The 19,608-nt window shown below is 38.5% G+C and carries 20 protein-coding genes; 5 read left to right on the forward strand and 15 right to left on the reverse strand.

Going from position 1 to position 19,608, the window contains the following annotated elements; translation table 11 throughout:
• Positions 1-83: 83 nt before the first annotated feature.
• From BUB77_RS17150 to BUB77_RS17205, 12 genes are all read right to left on the reverse strand, one after another.
• The gene (locus tag BUB77_RS17150; RefSeq protein ID WP_073278080.1) at positions 84-2,714 is read right to left on the reverse strand and encodes an ABC transporter permease; all 2,631 of its coding nucleotides are present in this window, start codon (positions 2,712-2,714) and stop codon (positions 84-86) included.
• Positions 2,715-2,762: 48 nt separating this feature from the next.
• A complete protein-coding gene (locus tag BUB77_RS17155) occupies positions 2,763-3,431 on the reverse strand; it encodes an ABC transporter ATP-binding protein (protein WP_073278081.1) in 669 nt (222 codons plus the stop codon).
• Positions 3,432-3,545: 114 nt separating this feature from the next.
• Complete coding sequence (locus BUB77_RS17160; protein WP_084124365.1) at positions 3,546-4,457, reverse strand: sensor histidine kinase; 912 nt, start codon at positions 4,455-4,457, stop codon at positions 3,546-3,548.
• Positions 4,454-5,230 carry a response regulator transcription factor gene (locus BUB77_RS17165; RefSeq protein WP_073278082.1) on the reverse strand — a complete coding sequence of 259 codons (777 nt, stop codon included), beginning with the start codon at positions 5,228-5,230 and terminating at the stop codon, positions 4,454-4,456. The genes BUB77_RS17160 and BUB77_RS17165 overlap by 4 nt, the downstream gene beginning before the upstream one ends.
• Before the next feature lie 599 nt (positions 5,231-5,829).
• The gene (locus tag BUB77_RS17170) at positions 5,830-6,831 is read right to left on the reverse strand and encodes a carbohydrate-binding protein (RefSeq protein WP_073278083.1); all 1,002 of its coding nucleotides are present in this window, start codon (positions 6,829-6,831) and stop codon (positions 5,830-5,832) included.
• A gap of 237 nt (positions 6,832-7,068) precedes the next feature.
• Positions 7,069-7,413 (reverse strand): aspartate 1-decarboxylase, encoded by a 345-nt coding sequence (panD, locus tag BUB77_RS17175; RefSeq protein WP_073278173.1) that lies wholly within the window; start codon positions 7,411-7,413, stop codon positions 7,069-7,071.
• Positions 7,397-8,245 carry a pantoate--beta-alanine ligase gene (gene panC / locus BUB77_RS17180; protein ID WP_073278084.1) on the reverse strand — a complete coding sequence of 283 codons (849 nt, stop codon included), beginning with the start codon at positions 8,243-8,245 and terminating at the stop codon, positions 7,397-7,399. Before panC ends, panD begins: the two co-directional genes overlap by 17 nt.
• Positions 8,246-8,263: 18 nt before the next feature.
• Positions 8,264-9,097: a 3-methyl-2-oxobutanoate hydroxymethyltransferase gene (panB, locus tag BUB77_RS17185; protein ID WP_073278085.1), complete on the reverse strand. Its 834-nt coding sequence runs from the start codon at positions 9,095-9,097 to the stop codon at positions 8,264-8,266.
• 672 nt (positions 9,098-9,769) lie between these two features.
• The gene (locus tag BUB77_RS17190; RefSeq protein ID WP_073278086.1) at positions 9,770-11,230 is read right to left on the reverse strand and encodes a glycoside hydrolase family 1 protein; all 1,461 of its coding nucleotides are present in this window, start codon (positions 11,228-11,230) and stop codon (positions 9,770-9,772) included.
• A 261-nt stretch (positions 11,231-11,491) separates the two neighbouring features.
• Entirely contained in the window at positions 11,492-12,760 is a 1,269-nt protein-coding gene (locus BUB77_RS17195; RefSeq protein ID WP_073278087.1) for a PTS sugar transporter subunit IIC, read from the reverse strand.
• Between the two features lie 12 nt (positions 12,761-12,772).
• Positions 12,773-13,099, reverse strand: a complete 327-nt coding sequence (locus BUB77_RS17200) for a PTS sugar transporter subunit IIA (RefSeq protein ID WP_073278088.1) — start codon at positions 13,097-13,099, stop codon at positions 12,773-12,775.
• 3 nt (positions 13,100-13,102) lie between these two features.
• On the reverse strand, positions 13,103-13,405 hold the full coding sequence (locus BUB77_RS17205; RefSeq protein ID WP_073278089.1) for a PTS sugar transporter subunit IIB: 303 nt from the start codon (positions 13,403-13,405) through the stop codon (positions 13,103-13,105).
• A gap of 181 nt (positions 13,406-13,586) precedes the next feature.
• Here BUB77_RS17205 and BUB77_RS17210 point away from each other — a divergent pair, with 181 nt between their 5' ends.
• A complete protein-coding gene (locus BUB77_RS17210; RefSeq protein WP_073278090.1) occupies positions 13,587-14,591 on the forward strand; it encodes an AraC family transcriptional regulator in 1,005 nt (334 codons plus the stop codon).
• A 238-nt stretch (positions 14,592-14,829) separates the two neighbouring features.
• Here the strand turns inward: BUB77_RS17210 and BUB77_RS17215 are convergent, their stop codons facing one another.
• Both BUB77_RS17215 and BUB77_RS17220 read right to left on the reverse strand, forming a co-directional pair.
• A complete protein-coding gene (locus BUB77_RS17215; protein WP_073278091.1) occupies positions 14,830-15,111 on the reverse strand; it encodes a hypothetical protein in 282 nt (93 codons plus the stop codon).
• A complete protein-coding gene (locus BUB77_RS17220) occupies positions 15,108-15,479 on the reverse strand; it encodes a hypothetical protein (protein ID WP_073278092.1) in 372 nt (123 codons plus the stop codon). Before BUB77_RS17220 ends, BUB77_RS17215 begins: the two co-directional genes overlap by 4 nt.
• Positions 15,480-15,622: 143 nt before the next feature.
• On the opposite strand from BUB77_RS17220, the gene BUB77_RS29490 reads away from it, so the two are divergent.
• The 4 genes from BUB77_RS29490 (at position 15,623) to BUB77_RS17230 (ending at position 17,442) form a co-directional block, all read left to right on the forward strand.
• Positions 15,623-15,793 (forward strand): Arc family DNA-binding protein, encoded by a 171-nt coding sequence (locus tag BUB77_RS29490; protein WP_139241216.1) that lies wholly within the window; start codon positions 15,623-15,625, stop codon positions 15,791-15,793.
• A 98-nt stretch (positions 15,794-15,891) separates the two neighbouring features.
• Positions 15,892-16,062, forward strand: coding sequence for an Arc family DNA-binding protein (locus BUB77_RS29170; protein ID WP_084124369.1), 171 nt, complete (start codon positions 15,892-15,894; stop codon positions 16,060-16,062).
• 264 nt (positions 16,063-16,326) lie between these two features.
• Positions 16,327-16,767 (forward strand): MarR family transcriptional regulator, encoded by a 441-nt coding sequence (locus BUB77_RS17225; protein WP_073278093.1) that lies wholly within the window; start codon positions 16,327-16,329, stop codon positions 16,765-16,767.
• A 66-nt stretch (positions 16,768-16,833) separates the two neighbouring features.
• On the forward strand, positions 16,834-17,442 hold the full coding sequence (locus BUB77_RS17230) for an L-2-amino-thiazoline-4-carboxylic acid hydrolase (RefSeq protein WP_073278094.1): 609 nt from the start codon (positions 16,834-16,836) through the stop codon (positions 17,440-17,442).
• A 192-nt stretch (positions 17,443-17,634) separates the two neighbouring features.
• Here BUB77_RS17230 and BUB77_RS29175 read toward each other — a convergent pair whose 3' ends face one another.
• Positions 17,635-19,602 (reverse strand): cellulase family glycosylhydrolase, encoded by a 1,968-nt coding sequence (locus BUB77_RS29175; RefSeq protein WP_139241217.1) that lies wholly within the window; start codon positions 19,600-19,602, stop codon positions 17,635-17,637.
• Positions 19,603-19,608: the final 6 nt, after the last annotated feature.

Here is a 19,608-nt window from a genome sequence, read left to right on the forward strand (position 1 = left end):
TAGCAGATACACCATCTTATATAGCCTGGAAGGTATTCTGATCCAAATTGCATTTTGCCAGTTCTTTGTCCGGCTCCAGTATATCATTCCACTTCACGAAGCCTTTCCACAATGCTGTATTTTTTGGTACTCTGATAAGATATGACCGGGACTGCAACTGCTATTATTACAAATACCGGAAGTACAGAGAGGAACGGTATTATCGTAAAATGATACGTAAAATACTCTACGACATTATTAAATGCACGGACTACCGATACCGATAACAAGGAACCAATGACAATCGATATCACTGCGGTAAAACTGATATAATACATTCCTTCATACACGAGCATTCTCTTAAGCTGGCTATTGGTAAGGCCGATGCTCTGCAGCATGGCGAATTCCCGCTTCCTAGTAATTACGCTCGTAAGCATTGTATTGATAAAATTAAGGATACCAATGACCGAAATTACCAAGCTAAGTGCACCGCCTACCATACCTATCATATTGATAATGGATGAAAACTCCCCCCGTAATCCTTCCTTTGACTCAAAATCTGTATTCGGATCAACTTTCTCTGTGTAATTCTTAAGGAAACTTTGTAAAGCAGCTTCCTTATCATCCTGAACCTGGAATGCCGCAGCAAAACGTTCGGCGTCAGAACAATTCGCTAACAGCTCTTTTACAGGCATGATGGTAACCAGCGCATTCATACCAAATCTGCGTAAGGTCATACTGGTTGGTATTTCATCGACTACCGCCATAACTTCATACGTTTTCTTCGTTACATTTTCCCACTTTGAATCAATGATATTTCCTTTTTTATCTCTTACATATACATATTTTGATTCCGGACCATGGAGCTCTAGCTCTACCTTATCACCAGGTTTATAATAGGAGGACTTGGTATCATTAAGGACCTGTACCAGAATATATCTGCCTGTATTGAATTTCCCCAGATCAATGCTTCCCTTGATTACCTTTAATTTCTTTAGTAAGGCTTCATCATAAGCAAACCGTTCTTCCGCAATCGGACTATTTTTCTTTATGACTTTTTGTATCTCAGAAAGGTTATTTCCAAAATCACGCACATCCAGTTTTCCTTCGCTGAATAATTTTTGATATTGCGCATGCCCACTTTCCGATAAGGTATGGGCCGTATCCCCAGGTAAACAATACAGCTGGTTTATGCTTTCGATTCCTTCTTCACTGCTTACTGCTTTATAGTAATTCTCATCTAATTTCAAACTTCCACTTAATCCAGTATTCATCAAAGCCGCCTGCCCTATCATAAAGTCACCGGTAAGCATTTCTTCCAAATAATTATCCAGACGGAAGGATTTCACAAATGTAACAACTTCTGTTAACAAGATTACACTTAGTGACATGGACAAGATAACCACAATTGTTTTCTTTTTATTTCTGGCCAGATTTGACAAAGCCATTTTTGATATTTTGGCCCCATTTGTAGTCCTTTTTGTTTTCATTTTCTTATTGCTTGTCTCTGTATATTTGGTTGCTTCAACCGGTGATACGCTGCCAGCAATTTTACCTGGTTTTCTGCAGCTGATTATTACCGTGAACAGGGAAAATAATGCTCCAAATAAAAAGATATACGGATTCGCATTCAAGTGAAAATTAGCAGTATTTAGTCCATCCATTCCCTTAAATATAAGCGGCATCATACCGATACCCACCACATATCCAAGCCCAAGACCAACCGGAATACCAATGCAGGATAATAAAAATGCCTGCCTTCTTACCAGACTCTTTATCTGCTTTTTCGTAGCACCAATTGTTTTGAGTAAGCCATAAAAACGGATATCTCGAATAATGGATATATAAAAAATATTATAAATAATCAGGTAACCCGTTAATAACATTACAAAAAACGCTGTCAGAACCATAAAAAGACTTACAGGATCTATGTCTTTGCTTCGTTCGGACAGATACCCCCAGTTAATTCCATAATCGATTTCTTTCGTTGCATAGCCGCTATCCTTAATTACTTTAAGTACCTTTTTTTCAATATTTCTGGAATTACTGAAAAATACATTAGCCTGAATCAGACCAACACCGGAGTCTTCGGACTGTGATTTTTTTAAATTAACAAAATCCTTCTCTGTATAATTTTTTTCTATCTTATTTAAGAACGCTTTCGACAAATATACCTGGCTTGCCCCGATTACCGGATCTCCTTTATACCATCCACTGACTGTAAAGGTTTCCTTATACTCTTTCCCCATAAAGCCAAATTCCAAAGGTATCTTCGCACCTATTTTGTGCGGGATATGAAGCATATCCATTACAATTGTATCAACAACAATTTCGTTTTCCTCATCTGGCAGCTTTCCTTCTTTCAATCTTGTAAAGGTGAAATCCAGATTCTCTGGTTCAATATAACGGATTTCTGTCTGCCTTTTCTGCAATTCTTTATTTTTTGCAAAGCCAATTAATATGTCATAACTGGACTTTTTTATCAGCGGATGACGGGTTAATTTATCATACTGTTCTTTTGTAATCTCTTTAAAACCAGCATGTGCGGATGTTCCAATCGCTCTCATGCTCTGTTCCTGTGTGACCTGTATCATTCCTGACCCTACTGAAAACAGGGTCGTAAACAGGAGAGCGGTCAGCGCAATTGCAATTACAGCAAATATATTACGCATTCGATTATTCTTTAGGCTTCGGTTTGATAATCGCCTGATAATTTTCTTATTATTATTCTTCATCGATATCTCCATTTTTCTGCGACAATTTCTATTGACTACTATATAAAATTACTTTCCAATAATCCTTCCATCTTCGATATGAATGATACGATCACATAACTGTGCTAATGCTTCATTATGTGTTATCATTACGATTGTCTGGCTGAATTTTTTACCGGTCATCTTTAACAGCCCAATTACTTCCTGCGAGTTCTTGGAATCCAGATTACCAGTTGGCTCGTCAGCAAGAATTATCGTTGGTTTCGCAGCTAATGCTCTGGCTATTGCCACTCTTTGCTGCTGCCCACCGGATAACTGGTTTGGCATATTGTATTTTTTATCGTCAATACCAAGCGTCTTTATGATGTCCGAAACATATTTTTCATCCACTCTGTTTCCATCCAATTCTATGGGTAATACAACATTCTCATAGACATTCAGGATTGGAACCAGATTATAATTTTGGAAGATAAATCCTATGTTTCTTCTTCTGAATATCGTCAGTTCATTTTCGCTAAAAGCGGATAAATCACGTTCTCCTACTGTAACCTTTCCACTTGTGGCGTAGTCGAGACCACCTAACATATGAAGCAGTGTGGATTTACCGCTTCCAGAAGTGCCGACAATGGCAACAAATTCGCCTTCCTCCACAGACAGATCGACTCCATCCAGGGCTTTCACTATATTCGGCTCTTTTCCGTAATGTTTCTTTAAATTCTTAGTTGTTAATATATTCATCGCTAACTCCTTATTTTCTTCAGGTATATCCTGACCTTATTATCATTCTATCTGATAAATCTTACAGGGTTATGACAGGGTCAAAAAGAGATTCTTACAGAATTGTAAGAATCTCTAAGGGGTTATCAAATCATTTTTTAAGAAAACTGAAAACTTACTGCCTTTCCCTACCTTGGAATCGACGGTTACATAACCGCCCTGTTTCGATAATATCAACTGAGAAAGATATAGCCCAAGTCCGGTACCTTCTTTCTGTTCTACCTGCTCGCTGCGATAAAACCTCCGGAAGATTAGATTGAATTCCTCCGATGGGATTCCAATTCCCTGATCTTCAATCTGAATCTTGGTATAAAGCTCCATTGGTACCAGGCTAATTTTGATTTCAGACGATTCAGGAGAATATTTTACTGCATTCTCTAATATATTGGATAATGCTTCCACTGTCCACTTACGGTTATGAAACAGCTTTCTGTCTTCGCACTCCTCAAGAACGATGCGTATCTGCTTTTTCTCCGCCTGACTGAATACAGCGCTTATACTGTCTGCAATGGTTTCTTTTATAAATGACGGAGCCTCGTTAAACTCAATGATTCCTGTTTCAAGGCGCGAGGTCTTAAATAATGATTTTAACAGCCATTCCATCTTGGCTGCCTGCTCGCCTGTTCTTTGAATAAATTCTTCTCTCTCTTCTTCCGATAGTGATTCTGTTTTTAAGATTTCAACATACATCGTAATATTTGCAAGCGGTGTTTTTAACTGATGCGATAAATCCGATATTAACCTTGTTACCATTTCTTTCTCTTCTTTTGAAGAATTCATATCATGTTTTGCTATCAGGAGCAGGCGTTTTAACTGACTAATCAGCTTTGATTCTCTGGTATCAGAAACATCTGTGTCTTCAACTGTTCTCTTTGATATGAACATATCGATTATCGTACTAATACGACCTAGTACCTTGTTAAGATACAGGTAGCAGAAAAGGATTGTAACCAGACATAGTAGTATCGATAGTATTGGTATCATCATAACATGCTTTCCTTCCAAATATACCCCATGCCATGCACTGTCTTTATCAATTCTGGTTTGGATGGATTCTCTTCCAGCTTTTTTCGTAATCTGCTAATGTTAACCGGAAGCGTATTCTCATTAACAAAATTCGAATCGACATCCCAGATAGCTTCCAGTATCTGTTCTTTTAAAAGTACCCGCCCGTGGTGCTCCATGAATAGTAACAGAATCTTATATTCTGTTATGCTTAACTCGATTTCTTCCAGGTTATTAAAGTCACCTGCAAAATCCTTTGTACCCATAGTTCCATCCACGGTCTTGGGATGATTACCGGAAATCTCCCGATATACCTTCATCGTCTCCTTACATAACCGGATATGATTGGAACATAACCAATGACCTTTTGCCTGCATAAAGGAGCCTTTCGGTTCTTCATACATTTTTAATCTTGTAGCAACCCTTGCCTTTAATACCGACAGAGAAAATGGTTTTGTAATATAATCATCCGCACCGGTCTCAAATCCCATCACTTCATCCGTCTCCAAATCTCTTACTGTCAGCATGATAATTGGAATGTTTGAGATTTCTCTAATCTTCTTACAAAAATTAAGACCATCCCCATCCGGAAGATTTAAATCCAAGATAATTAGATTGAGCTTATTACTTTGGAATACGGCCCAGCCGTCGGCTAAGGAATGTGCAGAGTGTACCTGGAAACCCTCTTTTTCTAATGTAAAGCATATGCCCCGATTCAGCCCTTCATCATCTTCTATCACCAGTACAGCCTGCATATCTCCATCATCCTTTCCTTATGTACTAATAACACCTTTCTCTGTTTTCTTTACGAAAGAATCCATGATTGTGTTATTCTTTTTATCCAGATTCTTCAAACCTATCCTATATATATTCCACACTTTCCACTTTACTTCTAACTTATCGGTCTTTATCAGCATTCCAGCCAATAATACCTGTTCTTAGGCAGTAATTCTAAGCATTACTATAATCCATATTTTGCTATTATGCAACATGAATCTGAATCCCAGGCAGCTGCCATAGTCCAATTTAACGTTATAATACTGCATCGAAAAAGAACAAAAAAAAGTGACCATCTGTTGTAAATGGTCACATTTATTATTTCTTTTTATGCAATTTGATAAAATAGTTTTATTCTAAGCTTTATTGCTATTTCTATAATTTATCAATTATATATTTCTACAATAATTTAACAACTTCTTTTCAAATACCCCTAAGCTTGTTCTGTATTCCGCTAATATTATTGAAGAAATACAGAACAAGCCGAAACAAAACTATCTAATATAACAATCCAGTAAACTAATTTTTCTATATATGTAAACATTTTTACCATTACATCGAACGGCTAAATAATACCTTAGTTCTTACCGCCATAACCCTTATATGTACCGTAAACTACATCTGCATATTGATTTGCCAGTATAGGGCGGCCATAAGAATCTGTAGCTCCCGGATACCAGTAATCTCCTCCGTTATAGTGCAATAAACCGTTATATATGTTGCCGAATTTAGCAATCTTTTCATTTAAAATCAATCCGCCCAGGCTTACCTGATCTTGTTCACTGCTGTGATTATAAGCATGGCCAAATGTGGAGCTGAATTGAGATAAATAAGCACTACGTGTGTTTGGTTCTACCTGCATCAATCCGTCACCGGCTGATGGACTGCCTGGCAAGCCTGCTCCAAAGCTGCTTTCCTTTTTGATAACAGCACACAGCAATAAAGCAAAATCTCCGCCTTTACCAAATTTATTGTCTACATTCACTGTATATGTCCATATGTTACTTGGTACTTCGGAAGGCTTTGTTACGGAAGGATCTGGATTTGATGAACCAGTATAAATCTTCACCGATGACATTTTATCATTGACATTGTCGCCAACCCAGGAAGAGCTTGAAGTATAGGTCCATTTTGTTCCTCCAAAATTATCATTCTCATATACTTCAACAGTCCAGCCGTCAGGAACCTTGAGAGAGGACATCCAGTCATTCGGAATTCCTTTTTCATTCAGCTGAGATAGTGTATAATTACCTACCCCAAGCGTTATTGCTGCCCCGCCATAGTTTATATCTGCATAGAATGTCACTCCGTTTGTTGCCGGTGGTGTTGTTGTTCCGCTGCCGCCTTTCTCCCATAAAGCAGGCACATTGGATGGTTCCCAGCCTACGAGGGAAGTATGCGCCTGACGACAGGTATAAGTACTTCCACTATATGTTACTGTATCACTTACTGCATATGCAGTATTTGGAGCCCATGCCCCTCTGGCAGCTGCGCTCACTGGTAGGACTAGGCAAAATGTGGATATGAATACTGCTAAAACTACCATAAATACTTTCAAAGAACCCTTTTTCTTAGTCATTTTCTGACCCCCTTATTTTATTTATCTGTAGCTTTTCCATCAGGCAAGCTACAGGTATAACTGTAACTTCATTGAATTAATAGTTAAATACTCCCTATGTGATTATAGTATATCATTTATTTACATAGTGCAACATAAAATGCATAAAATAGGGTTATTTTCCTATAATCTGACTTAATAGCTATAGCTCAGAAATTTTAACAATCAAGCAAACAAACTTTTGCATTATAGATCAAATTACTTCCGAATAGGGACATTGGTTTTTCGTACAATGTGGTTATGATTATCTACAAATACAACACTTGGTCTATGTTTTTCCGCTTCTTCCGGTGTAAGCCGTGAATATGCCATAATAATAATTTTATCATTAACCTGTACACATCTTGCCGCTGCTCCATTCAAACAGATTAAGCCCGAACCGCGTTCTCCGGCAATTACATAGGTTTCAAATCGTTGTCCGTTATTAATATCTACAATGCATACCATTTCATATTCTAAGATACCTGCCGCATCGAACAGCTCTTCATCACAATCAGCTTTATTGTCTTTTCGATAATTCGTTATTTCATTCCTCAAAATCAAATGTAAAATTATCAATGAGTCTGGACTTTCCAATAAAAACTGCCATTGCAACTAAAACCCTCCTGTCCAGTTTATCTACCTGACTCATGGACATTGCATCTACAGCCTTTAGATAGTCAATTTTTGCCAGCGGTTCTTTTTCGATATATTTCTTCATAACTTTTATTAAAACAGCCGCATCCCTTTCACCGTCTTTAATCAGTTTCTTTCCAATTTGGATGCTGCCGTATAAAACAGGTGCTGCTTTTCTCTCTTCTGCATTCAGATAGGTATTGCGTGAACTCTTTGCCACTCCATCCCTCTCACGTATGATGGGGCATCCAATTACTTCCACATTTATATTCAAATCCCTGACCATACGTTTTATAATAGCAAGCTGCTGGGCATCCTTCTCTCCAAAATAGGCTCTGTCCGGAGTAACGATATTGAATAGCTTTAAAACTACGGTACATACCCCTCGGAAATGTACCGGTCTGCTTAACCCGCAAAGCTCCTCCGTAAGTACAGACATATCCGCATAAGAGCAAAAGTCTGCTTCATACATTTCTTCCGGCTCCGGATGAAAAATTAAGTCCACCCCATTTTCCTCACACAACCTGCTGTCGCGCTCCAAGTCTCTTGGATAGCTTGCCAGATCTTCTTGGGGACCAAATTGCATAGGATTGACGAAAATACTTAATACTATCCTATCATTTTCATCAGCCTGATTAATTAAGCTTTGATGCCCTTCATGCAGATATCCCATAGTTGGTATAAACCCAATGCTTAAGCCCTCTCTTCTCCATTCCATTATACATTTGCGAACTTCTTCTATCGTCTTAACGATCTTCATACTTTTACCTCCCGCTCCTCACTCTTTATACAATTTCCCGATTATTTCATCTGGTATATTAAAAACATGTGCTTCTCCAGGGAAAACACCAGCCTTTGTTTCTTCGATATACTGCTTAAAAGCAATTGTCATTATTTCACCCACATTAGCAAAACATTTTACAAACTTTGGTTTAAATGTGCTGTACAGGGAAAGCATATCCTGATAAACCAGAACCTGTCCGTCACACCCTGCACCCGCTCCAATTCCAATGGTAGGAATATGGATTGCTTCCGTAATTAAATCAGCCAGTTTATCCGGCACACATTCCAACACAACTGCAAATGCCCCTGCTTCCTCCACCGCTTTTGCATCCCGTATCAGCTCCCTTGCAGTTTCTTCATCCCTTCCCTTGACTTTATATCCGCCAAACACATTTAACGACTGTGGTGTCAGTCCTATGTGTGCAACAACCGGTATGGAAGACTCTACAATTGCTTTAATCTGAGGACACATCCTTACTCCGCCCTCTAGCTTTACTGCATGAGCGCGCCCTTCCTTCATTAGACGTCCTGCATTACAAACGGCATCATAAACGGAGGTCTGATATGACATAAAGGGCATATCTGCCACAATAAGTGCATTTTTACAGCCCCGTGCAACTGCTGCAGTATGATGAATCATATCCTCCATGGTTACGGATAAGGTATCTTCGTATCCGAGCATTACCATTCCTAAGGAATCACCAACTAATATGGAATTGACTCCGGCTTCATCGATTAATCTGGCAGTAGAATAATCGTATGCTGTCAGCATCGTTATCTTATCTTTCCTGTTCTTTTGTTCAAGTATGGTAGACACAGTATTTCTCATAATTTCTCCTCTCCTTCTTAAATGCTATGAAATCTTTCTTAGGATGTTTCTTTTTGCAATCTCCAACGGCAGAAGAAGGCCATGAGCCCCATGGCTCGTTGTTTACACAAAAAAGAGCACTTGTTTACGCAACAGATAAATCTATTGCATAGCAAACAAGCGCTCTATACGAACTAAATTATGTTTTTATCTACTTATATACTATGTAAAATGGAATAATTTTCAGTTCCTGCCGCTTCTGTTTACATGGTCAAGACTATATAACTTTTATATTCCTGTTACCGATATAACTTCTTTCCGAAGTCCTATTCGATGCACTCTGAGCTGCTACTTTTCCATTTTATCGTCCCATCTGTAAATTCGTACAGTATGGTGATATCAGATAAAGTTCCGCTATTTTCCAAGTACTTACATAGTATAACTTATTTTATTTGGTTAATCAAGAGGCACTCTTCAAAAGCCAATTAATATAAAATTCTGATTGGTATTACAGTGAATCCATATTGGATTTATCAGCAGCCTTTATTTGGAATATTCCATATACCTCTATGGTACCGCTGCAAAGATTATCAAGTGCCAGACATTACGTACATATATGTATTTTAATTAACCGCAGGCATAAGCAACTCATTTATAACAGTCTCTATTAGTACGGATACTCCCCTTCCGTACTTACAGCTCTTCTCCGTTGGACGCAATACATTTTCTATACCATTCAAAGGAGTCCTTTTTAATCCTGGCGTTGGTGCCTTCCCCTCTATCATCCCTGTCCACGTAAATAACTCCATAACGCTTACTCATCTCCATGGGGCCACAGGAAACCAAATCAATAATACCCCATGGGGTATAACCAACGACATCTACCCCGTCCCCAATTGCTTCCTTAAGTTGTTTCACATGCTCCTTCATGTATTCAATTCGGTATGGATCATGAACCATTCCATCATCAGACACCTGATCATACGCTCCAAGGCCGTTTTCTGCAATGAATACCGGAAGATGATACCGGTCGTATACCTGGTTAAGCGTAATCCTCAGTCCCACCGGGTCAATCTGCCAGCCCCAGTCACTTGCTTCCAAAAATGGATTTTTAAAGCCCATTATTAGATTACCGCTGGTTTTTTCAAGGCCTTGCTCCACAGAAGATACTAAGGACATATAGTAGGAAAACGCCACAAAGTTCGCCGTATTTTCACGAAGAAGTTCCATATCACCAGGCATTGTGTCCACCTGGATTCCAAACTGTTGGAAATACCGATTCATATATTCAGGATAAAAACCTCTGACCATTACATCCGTGTAAAACCAATTGGAATATTGATCGTCCAAAATCATCTGCATTACATTTTCAGGCCTGCAGTCAGCCGGATAGGTAGTAAACCGAGCAATCATACAGCCAATCATCGGTTCTTTGAGCATTTCCTTCGCCAGCTTTACTACCATTGCATTGGCAACGAACTGATGATACAGGCACTGGAATATAGCTCCGTCTAAATTGTCCTCCTGGTCCTCTATCAGGCATGCTCCATTATAAGGATTAAATTTTCCTGCATTGATTTCATTGAAGGGAAGCCAATAATCCACCAGCTCCCCAAATTCTTTAAAAAGGGTCCTTGCATATTTCACATAGCAATCAACAGTTGTTCTGGACTTCCAACCACCATATTTCAAAACCAGATTAACCGGAATATTATAATGAAGAATAGTCACGAAAAGCTTAATTCCACGTTTTTTACATTCTTCAAATATACGCCGGTAATGATCAAGCCCCTTTTGGTTTGGCTGTACGTCGTCACCATTAGGATAAATCCTTGCCCAATTTACAGACAGACGGAAAACCTTCATGCCAAGTTCATCAAACAAAGCCAGGTCTTCTTCCCATTTGTTGTAAAAATCAATTCCCCATCGGAAAGGATAATGTTCAATATCTGTGTCGCTTAAAGCCCGGTTAAATTTCTCTTCGTTCATTCTCCGGTTGCTCTTTTCCTTACGCTCGTCCGCTGTCCAGGCAGCATCGAAATATCTTAAATCCTGAGTATCCAGGCCTTTTCCATCCTGGAGATAAGCACCTTCTGCCTGTGATGCAGAAATTGCTCCTCCCCACAAAAATCCATCAGGAAAATTAATATTCATTTTAACTCCTTTCGTGAATATCCAATCTTTGATTGGATATTCCTGAATTCGTAGTTGAAAAATTCATTTTTCAACCTACTACTCTCTCTTTCTTTTCTTCTTGGTTTCAAGCCTGCCTGCCGCAAATTACTCATTGCCGGCACATGATAGGAGAGGGAGGCAGTTCTCCAGCAATCAGTCTCTGAAAAGCCCCATGGCTTTCTTTTTCCCAGCCCGCCGTCACAGCTCCCTCCCGAAAATTTTCATCTACAGGTTTCCTCTTTATTTTTTTTCTTCCGCTACTGCGTTTTTGTCCATTACACGGAAAAACGGAATATACATAACAGTACAAATTATCAGACATACCAGTTGAAGAAGCATCACGGAAGTACCACCCTGAAGAAATCCATTTAACAGGGCAGGGGTAGTCCATGGCAGGGACAATCCTCTGGTATAGTTCACCAGACCGGAGTTTTGCACAAGATAAGCAAAGATTCCGCAAATCAGCGGATTAAGCACCAGCGGAACAAACATATAGGGATTCAGCATCAGAGGCATACCAAAGCAAAGGGGCTCATTGATGTTAAAAATAGACGGAACGAGCGCCATCTTTCCAAGTGAACGGTATCTCTCGGATTTTGCACGGAATGCCATATAAGCACACAATCCAAGGGTAGAGCCCAGTCCTCCGATTTTTAAAAACAAAACCCAATTTGCGTACATATTCGGTAAAGGCTGCCCATTCTGGAACGCCGTTAAGTTAGCCAGATTAATGGCATTGACAATTGGCTGGGCAGCAGCATAAACAGCCGCTCCATGTATACCAAAAAACCAGCAAAGATTCATCAGCATATACAAGCCCACAAAGAAAGCCAGAGAAGACCCCATATTGGTTAAAGGTGCCTGTACTACTTTTGTTACAAACTCATGAATGTTCCCATAGGAAGTTGCCTTAAAGATGGCAGCAATTACGAGAGATACCAGTGCTACAAAAAAACCGGCAAAAATAGGAGTAAAAGACTGTGCTACCTTGGGTGGTACAGATTCCGGCATCTTTAGCACCCAGCCCTTTTGAATTACAAAAATATAAATTCTACCCATTAACAAACCGATAATCAGTGCAACAAACAGTGAATTAGAACCAAAATATCCGTAAGCCACTGCTGATATGGGTTTTTCGATCCCTTCCACAACTATGAAATGAGGTGTTACAATAAAATAGGAAACCAAGGCCAAAAGACCCGCCGGATATTCCTTCACCTTAAACTCCGCAGCCAGATTATATGCGGCGAAAAACACCGTCATCAAAGCTATAATATCCGTGGTGGAATTTCCTACCAGGCTTATAATATCGTATACCCCAATCGATTTTAACCAGTCAATATAAGCCTGAATCGGGAAATTCCCAATCAGTGTAAAAATAGAGCCTACTATAATTACCGGCAAGGTAGAAAAGAATGCTCCCGAAACTGCCTGCAGATATCTATTTTCTCCAAATCTTGAAAATACCGGAGTTAGATATCGATCTAAAAAACTTGTTAACTTCTCCATTGTAATCCCCCTTTATTTGCTGCATGCATCCACTTTTTGGTAAAGCTCAATCAATTCCTCAACCATTATTTTGATTATTTCAGCGCTCATAGCCTGATCCTCCGCATGCATTAGTATCATGCTGGTACCTACCGAATCACCTCCTGCTTCCCGGCTAATGAGCTGACTGTGTACCTTATGTCCTTCAATAGCCTGCTTGTCTCCTTCTGAAATCAGTGCCTGGGCCTGCTCATAATCCCCTTTTTTAGCCTCTCCAAGAGCTTCCATATAATAGGATTTTGCTGACCCACTGGCCGTAATCATCTGCAAAAAAATCATTTCCATCTCTGACTGATTCATCCTCTAGTCCCCCAGCTTCGTTTTTACATCGTTGATGACTTTCTCTCCATTCATGGTTCCGTAAGCAGAAATATCGATAACCTCGACCGGAACACCAGGACACTTACCCGCTATTTCCTTTTGCTTAAACCGAACCTGCGGACCTAACAGAATCATATCAGCAGCCTTGCCGACCTGCTCTGCTTCCACCATGGGATATGCGTAAATTTGGCAATCATATGCCATGGCTTTTGCAGCCTCCTCCATTTTTTTTACCAGAAGACTTGTCGACATTCCCTGATTACAGAATAAAATAATATTTCTCATAGCTTAACCTCCTCGCTTTCTACCTAGATTATAAACGGGATTTCCCACCTGTACAATGACTGGTTTCAGTCCATAGACTTACCAAACTTAATATATTGTTCTTGAGTGAGCCAACAAAGTATGTTAACATAGGCTTATCAGTCACAGCTTGATCCCAATACCTTATGCAAGGAGCCTGGAAATGGACGTTTCAACTTTAGAAGCAAAGCTGTTTACCCATACTATAAGCGAAGAATGGCACCTGAATCACCCCGGCAAATTGAGCACCCGCTATCGCTCCATCCCAATTATTACAGAAAACAGCCAGTCCTATTACCGTTTTTCTTTCAAGTCAGTGTTAAAAAACAGCAATATCAGCATTCTGAAAGAATCCCGTTTCACAAGGATTCCGCTTCACGTTCATTCCGTTATTGAAATTAATTATATTTACCGTGGAAATTGCTCGCAAATTATTAACGGAACACGGCATGAGCTTCACGAAGGTGACCTGTGTATTCTTGATACCAACACCATTCATGAGATCCTGCCTCTTTCGGAAAATGATATTATTATGACCATTGACATGCGAAAATCCTATTTTTCCGCAGGCTTTTTATCCCGGCTCTCTTCTCAGGGGATAGTAGCTTCCTTTTTGGCCGGAGCGATATCCATGAACACGGAAAAAAAGCAATGCCTCATATTCCGCCACCATGATGCTAAGCTTCATCTACTTGTGCAACAACTGCTGTGCGAGTATTATGATAAGCAAACTGGCTCCAATGAAATTATTGATGCCTATATGATTATCATTTTTTCCGAACTCCTGCGCCTTTATATGAATCATCAGGAAAATTTCAAGAAACAGACTGACTCCGGAAGCGACCTTTTAAGAATGCTCCAGTATATTGAAGTGAATTATGAAACCATTACCTTAAATTCCATGGCACAGAATTTTTCCTTTCATCCCAATTATATTTCCGCTTACTTAAAACGAAACTCAGGGAAGACCTTCAAGGAACTGGTTATTATCCAACGGATGTCTAAGGCTTGTTTTTATCTTTCCAACAGTACCACCCCTATTTATCAGATTGCACAGGAAATTGGATATAACAATTTAGGCTTTTTTTATGATAAATTTAAGGAACTTTATCAAATGACTCCTATGGAATACAGGGAGAAATATTCGTCTTCCTTTTCTAATAAATAGTGTTCAAGACAAAATAAAAAAGACTCATGTTGTCAGGATATGGCACTCCATAGTAAAATTATTTTATAGCAGCTAAAAAATAGTGACAATACTAAAAGAATTTGATTTTTTAGATTACATTTTGGGCTTAAGGATGATATAAAAAAATCCATGAAAGGCCATAAAGGCAGAGGGTTCCAGCCTTTATGGCCTTTCATGGATCAGATGTCTGCGAAGCTTATTTTTATCATTGCATATTTTACATGAGTTTCAACAGTTCTGCCATAAGCTTTAAGGCATCTTGAAAACCTTGCTGGTAGGCAATCCTACCATACTCTGCACTGCAAGCATTATTTGCGGAAAAAGCCTTGTCAACTGCTAACCTCTGCTTATTACTCAACTTTATTTTAGCTAGCTTATTAAGCAAGTTTTCTTCTTTTTTAACTACCTTATTATAGTTTTCATCCATAGTCAACGATAATTCCAAAGCATGGTTTATTCTAGTAGAAAAAAGTTCCTCTAATACAATATCTTTTTTCATCTGCCATTCTCCATTTCCCTATCAGCAAACCAATTCTTGTTAATGGTTGATTGCAAACCCGTTAATTCAAAGCTTTGGTACTTCTGTTCCAAATTTTTATACAACTGAAGTCCGAGGATTAACCCCATCTCCAAATATACTTCACTGTGGGTTATGGAAAAGTCCAGTATGGCACCATACAAGCCATCATCCTGCCGGTTGGCAGCCGGAAACATTTCCTCTAATGATTTAAAAATTTTATCATAAGATTCTTTTATTCTCCCCTCGTATGTTCCAATATGTTCAATTTTGGAATCCGTACCCCAAATTAGATATGCTATCATATCGTCCAAATCTACTCTTTCCAGCATTTCGCTGAACTCGCTCATTTTATTGCCTCCCTTTTTCAATCAATGTGCCGTCATAATAATGTCTTAATTATAATACGCCGTCATTGTGCCGTCAATAATTATTTTGCCGTCATTTGGACAGTATAATGAAGTCAGATAAATTTGTTAAAGGGGGAATCTATATGTCATACCAATTATCCAAGTTCACATTACGGATAGATTCTGAATTATTAAAAAAATTTCGTTATGTAGCAGATTATAATGCTCGGTCTGCTAATAGGGAAATAGAGGTTCTTATGAAAAAGTATGTTGTTGAATTTGAGAAGGAGCACGGTAGAATAGAGCAGGAATAATCTGCTTTAATTTAAAGCCGTCGAATTGCCGTCAAACCATCTTTAAGCCGTCATTTAGCCGTTATAATTAAGTCATTAAATTTTTATGGAGGTGACATATGCGGTCTGATTTATCAAAATTCACATTAAGAACTGACGCTGAATTACTTAAAAAATTTCGTTTTGTAGCGGATTATAATGACCGGTCTGCTAATCGTGAAATAGAAGTCCTTATGAAAAAACATGTTGATGAATTTGAGAAGAAACATGGCAAGATTACGACTGAATGATTAAGGTTGGGTCTTTTTTTGAATTCTGGAAAAGCGATATCTAGAAGTTTAGTTTAGCATTCTCACAAACTATACAATATGAATTATTGACTTTCGCTTTACTTTATTCTGGGTTATGGTTAAATTTATTAAATATAATAAAATTCACACTGCTTGTAGAAAGCTTTGTCAGATATGGCAAGACATAGTTAAATTATTATATAGTAGCTAAAAAAAATATTGACAATATTATTTAGCTGCTATATAATTTACTTGGTGATGAAAATGATTTATAATAAAATTTTAGAAAAAATTATATGTCTTTCTAATAAAATTAATCAAAATAATAAAAAGCCAAATAATTATGGAACTGACCATATACTCTACACGTCTGAAATCCATATGATAGAAGCCACTAGCACTCATAAAAATGTTAATGCCAGTGAACTCGCTGCTATTATGGGAATTACAAATGGAGCTATTAATCAAGTAGCAAATAAACTTATTAAAAAAGGGTTATTAGAACAGTATCGTACAAATGATAATAAAAAAGATGTTTATTATAAACTGACTAGTCAAGGAGAAATTGCTAACATTGCACATAGCAATTATCATAAAGAGCAATATAGTAATATGGAGGAATATATTAACAAACTGTCTCTTGAAGAAATAAATACAATAAATAACTTTCTAGATGAATTAATCAATTCATGGCCTTCTAATTAATGAAGGCCTTAAATAAGCAAAATGTTTTAGTTGCTAAAAAATATTTGATTTTATGGAGGTATAAAATTGAAAAATGAATTTGATTTCACAAAAATTACGACACCTATACTATTAGAACTTCTGCAGGATGAAATTACTTCACCAGAATGTTTTTTACAAGAGTGTAAATCATCTCTTCCAACCTTTCAAAGTACTATTGATAAAAAATTTCCACCTGACTTAATAAAATTTATATCAATGCCATTATGGGTGTACATAAATTTAAAAAATAAGCTAGGCGAAAAAAAAGCATTTGAAATAATGCGAATAGCATTACTTACAGGAGGACTCGCAAAACAAAGCATTTTATTTGATTCTGTCAACAAGCCAAGAACTTTTGAAAATTTTATTAAACAAGAACTACAAATTAATAAAACAGGAACAACTAAATGGAATGACTTAGAAGTAGTTTGTAAGGACGAAAATAAATTTGAAATAAAAATAACTAAATGCCTTTATCATGAACTAACAACTTCTTTACAAATTCCTGAAGCGACAAAATTAATCTGTCAAGTAGATAACGCAGTATTTAATTCTTATTTGCCTGAAGAAATTACCTTTCATCGCGGTGGTATAAATAGACGTATTGCAGATGGATGCAATGAGTGTCACTTTGTTTGGGAATATACAAATTAAAGAAGATACTTATTAGGTGAATATTTCAGTTCAATACTCATAAAGATGTTGTCCAAAGTAAGGGCATATATTTTAATACTAAAAATAGACAAAGTCCCCGGATTCCTGAATCGTTTCCGTGGACTTTGTCTATTGTCTTAACCCGTCACAGTTGTGGCGTTTTTAAAGTTATTATTAAGCTGTATTTGAATATTACGGCTCTATCCCCCACATCAGATTACCGGATTGGTAAGCCGTGATTTTAGTCCAGTCAATATAAGTGGTTGATGCCGAATTGAAGGAATAGTCTCCTGTCTGTGTATAATTACTCCAATCTGTTTTGTTTATTCTGGTCTGAATTTCTATACTCTGGCCTGCTGCAAGACTGCCTGCTCCGCTGCTAAAACTGATTTCCAGATAATGATCTGCGCCTGTTTTGACTGCGGGCATTTTTACAAATGAACCGGTAATATTGCTGGCACCGACTGTAGACCAATCACAGGTAAAGCTCTGCTCCTTTTCACTATCAATCGTATAATAATAGCGTATTTTTACTTTTGACAGTTGGATTGGTGCAGTACCTGTATTTACCAGCTTCAGTTTGGGATTAAGTGCATTGACGGCAGCGGCGGTGCTTCCATTAAATTCCTGAATCTTAAGGCTACCTGACTGGTCCGAGGAATCAATTATATTCGCAGTCATAACAGCATCCTTACCTGCACTGAAGTTAAAAGTAAGAGTCATTAAACCGATGGGTTGCTTTGCCAGGTAACTCTTTAAAATAGTTGCGGTTGAACCTGACACCGTATAATCAGTCCCTGCTTTCAATGCTGCTGTTCCATTTTTAATTGCTCCCAGCGTATTGCCTTTCAGTGTCATGGTTACGGCTATATCTGCCTGTCCGGAAGTACTTTTGTCAAAAGTGGTTTCCGTTGGAGAAATTGTGGAATCGGGTGGAATAACCGTGTTCAAGCCTTCCAGTATAGCATTTATGATTCCCTGTTGTGTTACGGTCAGGGCAGATCTGTCAAACAGTCCAAAACCATTCGAGCCATTATATCCATTATCCCAGATAACAGGTACGGCGCCATAATTCTTGCAATATGCGCTTAATGCTTTTGCAAAAGCCCGGCGGTAAACAGTATTGGTTGAATCCGCACCGGTTTTATCTATCGCCCCACATTCCCCAATAACCACAGGATATCCTTGTTTAACAAACTTATCGTTCATTAACTTGATTTGCGATTCCATATAGTCTTCCTGGCCCCAGGTTGATACTCTGGAAGCGTTCGTGGCTGTTGCTCCCCATTGGGTTACCTGGCTGGAAGTATCTCCGCAGAAATCCCAGGGTGAGTAATAGTGGGCTGATATCATTATTCTCTTTTCCGCACTTGGAATTGTAGAGGACCTGTAGGTATCCGAAGGTATTACAAAACCATAATTACCTGCCGTGTAATCAATGTTTGTATTCCAGCCCGGAACCAGCAGCCATCTTGCGCTGTTGTTCCCGCCGGTTTGCCTGACCGTATCAACAAAAATCTGATTATAGGCATTCAGGTTTGAATAGTATGTAGTGTTAGGAGTCCCATAAGTACCATCAAATTCTTCATTCATTGATTCAAAGATCAAATGCTCATCGTAATTTGCAAATGTATTGGCAATCTGCTGCCATACTTTCTGGTATTTTGCTTTAATCGCTGTCTGGTCGCTGGAATCGCACAGAAGCCATCCGCCCGTAATTGTATGATAGCCGTCCCCATGCATGTTGATAATTACATACATACCCTGGTTATATGCATAATCGACAACTTCTTTGACTCTGGCAAGCCATGCCGCATCAATGGTGTAATTCGGCCCGCTCCCGATTTTACTTAAATAGGAAACAGGAATGCGGATTGAGTGAAAACCGGCTGCTTTTACTTTTTGAATGAGAGCTGGTGTAATTGTGGGATTCCCCCAGGCTGTTTCACTGGGTGTGCCGTCTGTAGCGGCTTCCAGTTGATTTCCTAAATTCCAGCCTGCACCCATTTCAGAAACAAGTTGTGTAGCGTTTAATTGTGTGAAATCAGATGTTATTGCAGATGCTGCCTGTGCTTCCGAACTTGAGCAGGGAATGAAGGTCGTAAATATAAAAACGAAAGCTAATAAAAAACATAGAATTGACTTAACTTTTGACAACATATAAAC

The sequence above is a fragment of the Anaerocolumna jejuensis DSM 15929 genome (assembly GCF_900142215.1).
Lineage (GTDB): Bacteria > Bacillota > Clostridia > Lachnospirales > Lachnospiraceae > Anaerocolumna > Anaerocolumna jejuensis.